Origin of the sequence: Gracilibacillus thailandensis (assembly GCF_010994055.1) — a bacterium.
Classification (GTDB): domain Bacteria; phylum Bacillota; class Bacilli; order Bacillales; family Amphibacillaceae; genus Gracilibacillus; species Gracilibacillus lacisalsi.
In genome coordinates, this window is sequence record NZ_WJID01000097.1 from 1 (window position 1) to 12,207 (window position 12,207).

The window sequence follows — 12,207 nt, forward strand, 5'->3', positions numbered from 1 at the left end:
GTAGATAAAACTACACCACCACATTTGACAAAGAACCCATAATAAACGCTATTAACATCCCAAAGGATATCATGAGCGCTAAAGTATTATCTATGTCCATAAGCGTCACCTCCCTTCTCTTGGAAGTATCCAAAGAAGGTACAACAAGGTGCGCCACCCCTCATATGAAGCCGATCTATTGTTGAATCTATTATAACATGTATAAATTTTTAATAGGATTTTTCGACAAGGTTTTTAGATTATATCTTTACTCTTTCTTCATTAACTTTTTATGTGAAAAATTAACACTGTTAGTAGTTTGTTATATTTTCTACTTAATTATAATGCTTTTAATCAAAATGGCATACCAATCTTAATATGATTTGGTATGCCAGTTTTGTGATTGAAAGAGAACTAATCACCTTACCCTTTTACCGACCCTGCAAGTAAACCACGCACAAAATATTTACCTAATAAAATATAGACTAATAATGTCGGCATAGCAGCGAGCAATGCACCTGCCATTTGGACATTCCATTGTACGATTTGACTTCCGGACAGATTTTGTAATGCGACCATGACTGGTTGTGCATTATTGTTCGTAATCGTTACAGCGAAAAGGAATTCGTTCCAAATGTTTGTAAATTGCCAAATCGCTACGACAACAAATCCGGTAATCGAAAGTGGCAGAATTATTTGGCGAAAGATTCCAAGGAAACTTGCACCGTCCACTTGCGCTGCTTCAATCATCGAATCAGGAATGTTCGCATAGAAGTTACGGAACATCAAGGTTGTAATCGGTAGTCCGTAAACCACATGGGTAAAGATCAATCCAATGATCGAGTTATAGAGATTGATAGAATTCAAGAATTGGATTAATGGAATCAGAATACTTTGATATGGAATAAACATGCCGAATAGAATCAGTGTGAATATGATTTCGGAGCCTTTGAATCTCCATTTTGACAATACATATCCATTCATCGCCCCTAGTATCGCTGACAATAATGTTGCTGGGATAACGAGATAGAGACTGTTCATTAAATTTGGTGCGAGCTCCGAGAATGCGTGCGTATAACTGGAAAAGTCAATCGCTGATGGCAGTGACCACATTTCAGATAACGATACTTCATCAAGTGGTTTGAAACTGGTAATCAGCATGACATAGACCGGTGTCAGGAAAAAGAGAGCGATCGCGATTAGCACGGCATATTTAGCAACTTTTCTCACTACCATCATGATGCCCCCCTTCTTGAATTAATCAAATATGGCACGATAAATACGGCAACAAGTAGCAACATGATGATCGCGATTGCTGCACCATTTGCGTAATAGTTACCACGGAATGTTGTTTCAAACATGTAGACACCTGGTACATCGGTGACGAAATTGGCACCAGAACCTGTCATCGCATAAATTAGGTCAAATATTTTTAGGGAAATGTGTGCCATGATGATCACAACACTCATCGTAATTGGTGTGAGCATCGGTAGAATGACTTTTCGATAGATTTGCAGTTCGGATGCACCATCAATTCGTGCCGCTTCTCTGAGCTCATCTGGAATTCCAGTAAGTCCTGCGACATACATCGCAAGTGAGAATCCTGTCATTTGCCATACAGCCGCTATGACTACAGCAATCATGGCGACAGGTAAACCGAATTCAATACTTCCCCACTGGAATCCCGCCAAAATATTGGTATCGGTATACCATTTCGGTTGAATGCCGAACACTTGCAAGAATTGATTGAAACCAGTAGACGGATTCAGCAGCCATTGCCAAACGACCCCCGTTACGACGAAAGATAACGCCATCGGAAAAAGGAATATGTTGCGGAATAACGAATTTCCTTTTTTCGTTTGATCGAGTAAAATCGCTAAGCCTAAACCTAGGATAATAACAAATCCGATAAAAAGAATCGTAAAAAAGACGGTATTACGTAAATCTGCTTGGAAACGATAATCTCCAAATAGATAAATATAGTTCTTCAAACCAGCAAATGACATATCAGGCACAAGGGTATTCCAATTACTTAAGGAAACCCAACCAGTCCAACCAATAAACCCATAGACGAATATAACAATGAGCAAAAAGGATGGGGCTAAGAACAATAATGCCATCAGCCGATCTCTGGTAATATTCATCGCGATTGTCCTCCCATCTGAAGTAATTTCTTTATTTTTATTGAAGTGATTGTTGTTTTGCTTTGCATAAAAAGAGTTGGTTATTTGCAACTCTGCAGATTTATTTGCAACTTTCACTTTTTATTTGCAGCTTTACAGATTTATTTGCAACTTTCACCTTTTATTTGCAACTCTGCAGTTTTATTTGCAACTCTACTGTTTTATTTGTAACTAGCGCTTTTTCTAACAACTTCTTCGCTTCTTTCAAAAGGAAGGCTCGCACAGGGCGAGCCTTCAGTTTTAAAGATCTCCTGCTATTTGTTGTAGTTTTTCGATAAATTGGTCGACATCTTGTTGGGTGACGAAGATATTTACTTCTTGATTTGCTTTCGTTAAGTATCCCTCTGATGCTGCTGAACCGTGCGCTAAGCTTGGTGCTAAGTTGCTGTTTTGGAAATCTTCCATTGTGTCTGTACCGTATTCATCATATTTGGATGGATCGGCATCGACACGTGCTGGGATCGAACCTTTTAATGGATTGAATGCATCTTGGCCTTCCACGGAACCAAGTACTGCTAAAAACTCTTTTACTGTTTCTGGATTTTCTACACCCTTAGGTAGACCGAATGTATCGGTGATAACCATAAAGTCTTCTGTTGTACCAGGGAATGGGAAGTAACCAAAGTCAACATTGGTTTCTAAATCTAAGTCATTAGAGAAGTAACCTTTTGCCCAGTCACCCATGTTAGTCATTGCTGCTTCTCCTTCACCAACAAGTTGAGAAGCGTCTTGCCAGTTACGGGATGCATGATCTTCGTTGACATAACCTAGGATGGTTTCGAAGTATTCTGCTGCTTGGCGAACACGATCATCGTCAAAGCCTACTTCCCCTTCCCACAATGCGCGATAGTCATCGGGACCAAGTGTTGCCAGTAGTAAGTTTTCAAAAATTTGTGTTGCTGTCCACGCTTCTTTATCACCCATTGCAAGTGGTGTCACCCCTGCTTCATCTAGCTGTCCTAATACATCGACAAATTCCTCTAATGTCGTTGGTACTTCAATACCGTGCTCCTCAAATACTTCCATGTTATAGAAGATCACATTTCCACGGTGAATGTTTACTGGTACGGAGTAGATATCTCCGTCTTTACTTACCATGTCAATTAATTCTTCTGGAAATTTATCCATTAAATCATTTTCTTCATAAAAGTCATTCAACGGTTCCATCTTGTCAGCTGCAACCCAGCTCTCATTTAGTTCTGCTCCACCATGTACCTGGAACGTGGATGGCGGGTCATTCCCTTGCATTCTCGTAGCTAGAACGGCTTTTGCATTCGTACCTGCACCACCTGCTACTGCTGCATTTTCTACTGTAATATCTGGATGTTGTTCTTCGAATAAATCAATCAGTGCAAGTAAACCATCTTCTTCCCCTGCACCAGTCCACCAGCTGAAGATTTCTACTGTACCGCCATCTCCTGACGATTCAGCACCTTCTCCCTCACTTGCTCCATCATCTGAAGTATCTTCGGTTTGATCGTCCGTGGTGCCTGTATCATCTGTCGTCTCTTCATCTCCTCCGCATGCCGCTAAGGCAATCATGAGGATGAACATAAATAGAAACGCTAAACTCTTTTTTAACATGTTTCTACCCCCTTGGATTAATATAAGCGCTTTCAGCTATCATTATATAGTGAAAACGCTTACGGTCTGATGTTATTTTTCTGTATTTTATTACGATAATCTGTATTATTTTACGATTTGGCTTTGGTATTGCTTTGGAGAGAGACCAACGTGTTTTTTGAACACACGGCTGAAATAGTTCGGATCTTTATAACCAATTTCATAGCTGATCTCCTTCAATGTCGCATTGTTCGCCTGCAACAGTTCTTTTGCTTTCTTGATTCGGATTTCTGTTAAGTAATCGATGAAAGTAGTGCCAGTTGCTTCATGAAATAGATTGGATAAGTAATTGGTGCTTAATTCGGTATAGGCAGAGACATCGTCAAGATTGATTGGTTTGTGATAGTTGCTTTCAATAAAATGTTTTGCTTTGACGATTTTGTCTTGTGATTGGAAAAAGTGTTTCATTTCTTTACAGACATGTTGAATGAATTCCTTCCAGTCTTCCGTTGTGATTAATTCTTCTGGTGTCATGCCGAGTTTTATCCCTTTATCGTCTGTAATTTGTTTAATTTGCACAAATAATTCGATACTCGCATGTGGTGCGATTGCATCAAATAAAACCCAAACTTTCTCTTCCTCGCCATCACGAATCGCTTCCAACAATTGCTCAGTTGGAACCTCTTCTGTTTCATAGCTGGCAAATCCGTAATTCTTTTGTTTTGCCTGCAATAGCTGTCTTAATGCTTTCTTTGCCTGATAATAAGATGTTGTAAGGTCTTCTGAGGATTGATACGGATGACCTGCGCCAATGTAGTATTCATCACCGAGTGATAATTGCAGGCTGCGAATTTGTTTTAACACATCGGCATTGTCTAAGCTTTCGTTGGATACATACAAAGCAATGTTATCTTGTGTGATATAGCTATCTGATAACGTGAGAGGCTTATTCGCCATCATGAAATAACCGCTCTCCATATGGGGATAAAGACTTTGTTGAAGTGTATCCGCATCTTCTCCTTGGATTACCTTTGTTAGAAAAAGGGCACGACGATTTTCAAGCATTTGCTTATCTTGTTCTAGTTCGTTTTTGACATTTAAAATAGCGCGAATAATCTCCTCCTTTTTGCTCGGTTTGAGAATGTATTCGCGTACTCCTAGCTTCATCGCTTGTTTGGCATAATTAAATGAATCATATGCGGTTACCATAATAAACTTTGTTAACGGAAATGCTTGGCAGATCGACTCCATTGCTTCCAAGCCATTGATGCCTGGCATCTTGATATCCATTAACATAATATCTGGTTGGATGTTTTCTGCTAATTCGATCGCTTTTCGACCGTTCACCGCTTCTTCAATTTGTTCAATATCAGAAAAGTGTTCCTCTAGAAATTTACGCATTGCTTTTCTCTCTAAAAATTCGTCTTCTGCAATGACTACTTTCACGCTAATACCCCCAGTTCTTGCTGTTGTTTATCTTGTAAATATAATCGAATCGTCGTTCCTTTTCCTAAGCTCGAATCAATTTCGAGAACATCCTCTGTTTGATAGAACATTTGCAGTCGTTTGATGACATTGACTAATCCGATTCCTGTCATATGACCGACATGCTGGTCTGTTTCTGTTGTTGATTGAATTAATTGACTGCGTTTTGCTTCTGGCATTCCGGCACCATTATCAGTAATTTCGACGATAACGCCACTAGGATAGGTTTTGAGATGGAATGAAATTTTGCCACCTTCCTCTAATGATTCCAGACCATGGATAAAGGCGTTTTCCACAAGTGGCTGTAAGGTTAACCTTGGCAAAGGTATATTACAATCTTCTGGCAATTGGTCCATATTAAATTCGATTCGTTCCATAAAGCGCATTTTCTGAATCGCAACATAATCCTCGACCATTTTTAATTCTTCTTTTAATGTCGTTATTTTCTTCAAATCACCAAGGCTGTGCCTCATCATTGAGGCTAACGAGTCAATCAAGTTGGATGTTGTTCGGGCTTCTTCTAAGTAGGCCATTTTTGATACGGTATTTAACGTATTAAATAAAAAATGTGGCTGGATTTGATTTTGTAAATGCTTGAGCTCTAGCTCCTTCATTAATCGCTCCTGTTCAGACTGGTCTTTAATCTCTTTAATTAAATTGCGGATATTGTCGCGCATTTTGTTAAAAGAATCACCTAATAGCTTTAATTCATCTGGTGACTGAATCTGGACCGATTTGCCATCGAATTTCCCAACAGAGACTTCCTTTGCTGCTCGAGATAATGCTTGAATCGGGCGATGGATACCTCTGGAAAACCTGACTGTAATAAAAGCACCAAGAAGGATCGATGTAATTAATAAGTAGATGGTAAAATATTTGAATGCTTCATTGCGCTCACGAATGTCAGCATACAAGGATTGATATTCTGTCAAGCTGCCATCTAATAATTCCAATGTCGATTCCTGAATATAAGAAGCAGTTTGCTGGACTTCTTTTACGTGCATCGAGTAGCGCTCCATATCATCACGGAGTACGAATCCTGTCGTTAATTCAGTTTGATAGCGGAGTGCGTCGATTAAGTTAATATAATTTTTATAGCGTACCGAATTCGTTTCTTGCATAATCGGAGCTGTTCTGTCATGAAACGTTTCTCTTGCTTCATAATAAGCTACTAAGTCTTCTTGCTCTCCACTTAATACATATGCTTTCGTTTTGTCAGATAGATCCTGAGCAGATTGCGAAATCGTGTTCAAATTCAGTAACGTTTCAAATTCTTGATGGTATTGCTGCATTAACTGGGTCGAGCTAACATAAATCGAAATCGTCACAATATTAAATAAAATAATGATTCCAGCAAAAATAAGCGTTAATTTCGACTTTATCGTCCGACCGTTTAGTAGATTCTTTATCCGCATGTTTACTCACCTTCTTTCAAAAATACCTCGCCATTCATAATGTCTTCTTTCTTAATCACACCTGTTTTGGTATGGTGAATTTGCTCAGGGGTGCCGTTTTGATACAACTGATACATTTCTTCAACCGCTTTTTGCCCCATTTCCTCTGGGTACTGGGCAATGGTTGCTTGAATTTTGTCGTCTTCTATTAAATCAATCGTTTCAGGGAGAATATCGAATGCTAGCACATATGGTCTTGTCGTCGGTTGAAACTCCTGGATTGCTTGTACGATACCCATCCCATCTAACGCAGTGATGCCAAAAATAGCGGTAATATCAGATCGACTTTTGAGCAATTGATAGATAGCATCCGCAGCACCTAGCTCCGTAATATTTGATTCAGCCACTGCGACTAACTCAATCCGCTTTTCTTGATTAATTGCTTGCTCAAATCCTTCTAAACGTTCCATTTGATTCTGCGCATCCTTTTGCCCAATGATTACGACAACCTTTTGTTCTCCTTCTGTTTCTTCGATTAGTGTCTTGCCTGCGAGATAACCTGCTTCGAAATTATCGGTACCGACATAAAAATCCCGTCCACTTGTGGCATTGTCGGTATCAATTGTTGCAACCGGGATATTGTGTTCCTTCGCTTTTTGGACAAGCTGACGAAACCGCGGATCACTCATCCCTTTTGTAATAATGGCATCCACATTAGCAGCAATCATGCGATCAAGGGTATCGAGACGTTCATCGGTATCTGTTACCTTTGGGCCTACATATTCTAAATAAATGTTAAGCTCTTCGGCTCTCTGCTTGGCACCTTTTTCAATTAAACGCCAATAATTATTCCCGACTTCTTCTGTGACAAGTGCGAAATGATAATCATACATCTGCTCAGAGGCAGCTTGTTGGTCAATATAAAACGTTTCTTTGCCGTAATAAAGCATAAGACTGAACGGGATAAGAAAAAGAATAGTAAAGAAGATTTTTCGTATCATCGCTATACACCTTCTTTTTGAAATTGAGATATCTTTACTTTTGATTTGATTGTAAGCGTTTTTTTATTTGTTGTCTATTTTGGTTAGGAAAAGTTGGCTCCCTTTGCGTGATCCCTTCATGATCTCGGGATAAGAGACAATTCTCTTTTAACAGACAGAAATTTTTCTTGAAATGATTCGATTATCTGTAGTTTTAAGGAATTCACTTCTTTCGGTTTTTCTCCTTTTTCGCTACGAGCGGGCTTCACGAAGACAAGTTCTTTCAATTTTTCTCTTTTTTGTCCTCGACTGATCTAAGGGATCTAAAAAATAGTATGTTGTGAGAGTCTTCTATTCTCAAATCCATTGAAAAGAAGCTTGAGTTCTCCCAAGCTTCTTTATCTGCAGTTGTTAAAAATTCTGCAATCGGGTATAATAGAACTAGAAAAGACATAACATATTAAAAACCGTAGACGTTGCACCGTCTACGGTTACAATAGACCGAACCCCGATAAGAGGGGCGGCACTTTCAGGAGATAATCCCTCAGAGCCTAGGCAAAAGCATATGAGGGGTTATCTTTTGTTATTTTTGTCGGACATAATAAACGCTATTAACATCCCAAAAGATATCATGAGCGCTAAAGTATTAGCTATGTCCATAAGCGTCACCTCCCTTCCCTTGGAAGTATCCAAAGAAGGTACAACAAGGTGCGCCACCCCTCATATGAAGCCGATCTATTATTGAATCTATTATAACATGTATGTAACTTTAATAGAGTTATTCAACATAATTATTATATCATCCTCTGTATCGACATCCCCTTTCATCTTCCGACTCTGTGAATACCATCGTATTGTGAGTCTTCTATTCTAAATACATTGAAAAGAGTCCGGGACATAACTAATTAGGTAGAACGAGTACCCGAACAATCTGAAACTAAACGTTGGGACATCCATCTATACAGAACCACTTATGGAGCTTATATGTGACACGCAGTGACGACAGATTGGCTCATCCATTTCTAGAAGAAGGTTATCGCGATGTTACCAATGCATATGTAACAGATAAGAACGGCAATCCAGTGATAAAATGGGTAAATATGCTGTCCTTGAATTAGCAATCGGTCCTGATCTGACGTTAGGTTCACCTATGAATTATGATGGATTTAATGATTGGATCCAAATGGATTATACAATCACGCAAGAAAAAGGAATTCATGCGCCTTATGGAGAGAACAGAAAATGTTTGGTTGCGATTATTTGACAGCGGTTTCGAAACCTTTCAAATAAATTTCACGTAATGCCTGTTGGGAAACAATCGTGTCAATGATTTCCCATCGCTGTACCGACTTGTTCTGCAACAGCTGTATCCCATGAGGAAGCTACAGCTGTTGCGATAGGAAATGCCGTGATTTTATGGACAAATTTAAGAATGGGACAAGCATTTAGGTAGACTTTACCATAGGTTAGTCGAGATCATCATTGAATTAAACAGCAAAAATCAAGACGAATTTTCTCTCCCTTACCAGTACACTAAATGCTATAAAAGGGGTGAAAATATTGAATAATAAATCTATCGGATTATTCCAAGGAATAGCACTATACATGGCAGCAATTCTAGGATCAGGTGTCCTTTTTTTATCGTCTGTAACGGCAGCAATTGCAGGCCCTGCATCTATTGTATCTTGGCTTATTGTTATTTTAATTAACTTTCCACTTGCTTATTCTTTTGCTAGTTTGGCACAGAAATATCCGGATGCCGGTGGAGCAGCAACTTTTGTTAGAAATTCTTTCGGATATCACCTTGGCAATATCGTTGGATGGTTTTACTTTGTTACAGCAGCAGTTGGTCAAACAATTGTATCCTTAACCGGAGCTTTTTACATCAGTCAGGCATTTGGACTTTCACATTTTGAATCAACTATAACTGCCATTTTTATATTGGTCATTGCAGGTATTTTCAATTATTACGGCGTCAATGTCAGTAGTAAAGTTGCAGTTATTTTAAGTTCATTATTACTGATTCTTTTAGTGTCAGCCGTCTTAGTGTCATTTACAAGAATACAATGGGAAAATTTCACTCCCTTTGTTCCGAATGGATGGTTTTCTGTTGGGAGTGCTATAACGGTTATCTTTTGGTCATTTTTCGGTTGGGAGGCGATTTGTAATCTGGCAGAGCGCTTTAAAAGTCCGGAAAAAGATATGGTCAAAGGCGCGGTTGTTAGTGCAGTTATCATTGGATTATTATTTTTATCGTTAAGCGTTGTTACGATTGGAACGGCAACGTTTGGTAGTCAGGAAAGTAATCTGTCTCCTATTGGTGTTATAATGGAAGATACATTAGGCATTGGTGCTAAAGCCATCACTGCTGTTCTAGCGTTAATTATTTGTACTGGAACAGCAAATGCTTTTGTAGCGAGTCTAACACAATTAGGATATTCACTAAGCAGGGATGGTGCTTTTCCAAAATTTTTCTCAAGACTATATGGTACTACTCAAATTCCAAGACAGATGGTATTGTTTGTTATCTGTTTTTCGATAACAGGTGTTTTAGTGACGAATGCTTTGTCACTGACGTTTGATGATATCTTGTTTATACCAACCTCTCTAGGGATACTAGTTTATGTTCTTTCAATGGCAGCAGGCGTTAAATTGCTTAAAAATTACACACCTGCATGGTGGGCATCGTTAATCTCTTTTATTTTATGTATGCTAGTGATTCCTTTTTTTCAGCTATATGTTTTTGTTCCGTTAGTTATCGTCATTTTATATATGGTTTATATGATAAGTAAGACAATGAAGGGAGAGTCTGATGATGAGTGTAAATAATCTTTCCAAAGCAACCATGTGGCAAGCAACGACAGCTTGTGATCCAGCTTATGACGGGGTTTTCTATTACGCCGTAAAGACAACTGGGATTTTCTGTCGACCATCTTGCAAGTCGAAGGTTCCCAATCGTGAAAATGTAGCTTTCTTTTCAAACGCAGATAAAGCTAAAACTGCAGGTTATCGCCCATGCAAAAGATGTCGACCAGATCTAAGTATTAAAAACTATGATCCGCTCGAATTCATTTTAGAAGATACTATGCAATTGATAGAAAGTAACTATGATGAAAAAATGTCTTTACACGAAATTGCCTCAAGGATAGGAGTTAGTCGTTTTCACTTAAATCGGATTTTTAAAGAAAAAACAGGGTGTACTCCACGAATATATTTAGAAAAAGTCAGAGTTAAGAAAGCGAAGGAACTTCTCTTAACAACAGCATTTAATAATACAGAGATTGGTTATCAGGTGGGTTTTCAAAGTATGTCCAGCTTTTATCATGCATTTAAACGAAACACAGGCCTTTCACCTAGTCAATTCCGTGCTTATTATAGTGGAAATACAACAAGTCAAGAACTTGAATGAATTCACGTTCTTAACCCAAGAGGATGGGTAACAATGGTGTTTAGTACTAACTATATGGAGGTACTTACTCTTTAACATCCGCTAACATTTGATTATCACGTTACTTAAAATGATCTAGTACGCACGGTAGAACTTAACCGTTTTGGGCTTGCATCAGTTCATATATCTTACGAGCAGTGTTGACATTCCTTACAGTAACTTGTTTGTATATCTTTGAGCCAACGATCTTTGACATACCGCTTTTGTTCATATTTTTCTTATCAACCGACCATAGGATCGCGCCAGGAACATATTTTACTGTATCTATATTCGGTTTAATAACTAAATTCCCCAGTACAGATTCATCATCAATTTCATCCCACAAAAACATGACATCACTTTTCATGTCTTTGTCATTTTTCCACGTGTCTGGAATAGCGTTCATAATTTCGCTAACATCTTTAATACTTCGAACTACTACCTTAATTTGTAATCCGAAATCATTATGTATCGCTTCTTCCAATAAACGTGATTGTTGTTTTTTGGAAAGACTATTATGTGAAAAGATAATATTTCCTGTATTGATGTAGGTGATCACATCATTCATCCCAACTTGTTCAAACGTTTGTTTCAGTACCTTCATGTCTATTTTATTCTTTCCACCCACATTAATCCCTCGAAGAAGAGCAACATAAATCATAACCATCCTCCTTGATTTTTGATTTAATCAATGCACATTTGTTTCCTCACATTAAATTTTGTTGTAGAAATTAAAGGAGTGGGAGAATAAACAAATAGGCATTCCAACTAAATACTAATTTCACCAGTTATCCAACCTTCGACAAAATGTTTTAATGAAGCTGCAACCCAGGTTCTACTGTCATCCTCATGATTCCAAACAAAAATATCGTTTTTTTCAATGCTTCCGTTTTTTGTATTGCGTAACAAAATAAATCGCCATTTCCTGCGTCTGAAAAAAAGAAAAGATTTTCAAACGGCATATAAATATCTCTATAAACTTCAAATCTCCTAAAAAATAGATTTCCCTCAATAATCCGGGAAGTCAACCAAATTAAAGGACAATTCCACCTATCAAACACACCATTGGTTTCATTCAATAAGGAAGCTAATTCTTCTGGTAATTCAACATTTAATTCTTTTTGAATTTGAGAAATCTCATACTTTGATGCAGGTTCTGTGAACTACTCCCACCACTTACCACCCTTACGGGTTGC

11 protein-coding genes and 1 pseudogene are annotated in these 12,207 nt (G+C 38.3%); 4 read left to right on the plus strand and 8 right to left on the minus strand.

All coding sequences use genetic code 11. From position 1 onward, the window contains the following. Nucleotides 1-402: 402 nt before the first annotated feature. From GH715_RS19950 to GH715_RS19975, 6 genes are all read right to left on the minus strand, one after another. Entirely contained in the window at nt 403-1,215 is an 813-nt protein-coding gene (locus GH715_RS19950; RefSeq protein WP_153837019.1) for a carbohydrate ABC transporter permease, read from the minus strand. Further along, on the minus strand, nt 1,215-2,123 hold the full coding sequence (locus tag GH715_RS19955; RefSeq protein ID WP_153837018.1) for a carbohydrate ABC transporter permease: 909 nt from the start codon (nt 2,121-2,123) through the stop codon (nt 1,215-1,217). The genes GH715_RS19950 and GH715_RS19955 overlap by 1 nt, the downstream gene beginning before the upstream one ends. Before the next feature lie 279 nt (nt 2,124-2,402). Then, nucleotides 2,403-3,746 (minus strand): ABC transporter substrate-binding protein, encoded by a 1,344-nt coding sequence (locus GH715_RS19960; RefSeq protein WP_153837017.1) that lies wholly within the window; start codon nt 3,744-3,746, stop codon nt 2,403-2,405. Between the two features lie 105 nt (nt 3,747-3,851). Continuing rightward, nucleotides 3,852-5,171, minus strand: a complete 1,320-nt coding sequence (locus GH715_RS19965; RefSeq protein ID WP_153837016.1) for a response regulator transcription factor — start codon at nt 5,169-5,171, stop codon at nt 3,852-3,854. Continuing rightward, complete coding sequence (locus GH715_RS19970; RefSeq protein WP_153837015.1) at nt 5,168-6,625, minus strand: sensor histidine kinase; 1,458 nt, start codon at nt 6,623-6,625, stop codon at nt 5,168-5,170. Before GH715_RS19970 ends, GH715_RS19965 begins: the two co-directional genes overlap by 4 nt. Nucleotides 6,626-6,627: 2 nt before the next feature. Then, nucleotides 6,628-7,605 (minus strand): substrate-binding domain-containing protein, encoded by a 978-nt coding sequence (locus GH715_RS19975; protein WP_153837014.1) that lies wholly within the window; start codon nt 7,603-7,605, stop codon nt 6,628-6,630. 965 nt (nt 7,606-8,570) lie between these two features. Here GH715_RS19975 and GH715_RS21840 point away from each other — a divergent pair. From GH715_RS21840 to GH715_RS19990, 4 genes are all read left to right on the plus strand, one after another. Beyond that, entirely contained in the window at nt 8,571-8,702 is a 132-nt protein-coding gene (locus tag GH715_RS21840; protein ID WP_267463685.1) for a hypothetical protein, read from the plus strand. Next, the gene (locus GH715_RS19980; RefSeq protein ID WP_163578791.1) at nt 8,675-8,848 is read left to right on the plus strand and encodes a hypothetical protein; all 174 of its coding nucleotides are present in this window, start codon (nt 8,675-8,677) and stop codon (nt 8,846-8,848) included. Before GH715_RS21840 ends, GH715_RS19980 begins: the two co-directional genes overlap by 28 nt. A 296-nt stretch (nt 8,849-9,144) precedes the next feature. Continuing rightward, nucleotides 9,145-10,413, plus strand: coding sequence for an APC family permease (locus tag GH715_RS19985; protein ID WP_153837013.1), 1,269 nt, complete (start codon nt 9,145-9,147; stop codon nt 10,411-10,413). Further along, nucleotides 10,397-10,993 carry a bifunctional transcriptional activator/DNA repair enzyme AdaA gene (locus GH715_RS19990; protein ID WP_153837012.1) on the plus strand — a complete coding sequence of 199 codons (597 nt, stop codon included), beginning with the start codon at nt 10,397-10,399 and terminating at the stop codon, nt 10,991-10,993. Before GH715_RS19985 ends, GH715_RS19990 begins: the two co-directional genes overlap by 17 nt. Nucleotides 10,994-11,126: 133 nt before the next feature. On the opposite strand, the gene GH715_RS19995 is transcribed toward GH715_RS19990, so the two are convergent. Both GH715_RS19995 and GH715_RS20000 read right to left on the minus strand, forming a co-directional pair. Further along, nucleotides 11,127-11,672, minus strand: coding sequence for a DUF1697 domain-containing protein (locus tag GH715_RS19995; RefSeq protein ID WP_153837011.1), 546 nt, complete (start codon nt 11,670-11,672; stop codon nt 11,127-11,129). A gap of 107 nt (nt 11,673-11,779) precedes the next feature. Next, nucleotides 11,780-12,147, minus strand: a pseudogene (locus GH715_RS20000) (SMI1/KNR4 family protein). Nucleotides 12,148-12,207: the final 60 nt, after the last annotated feature.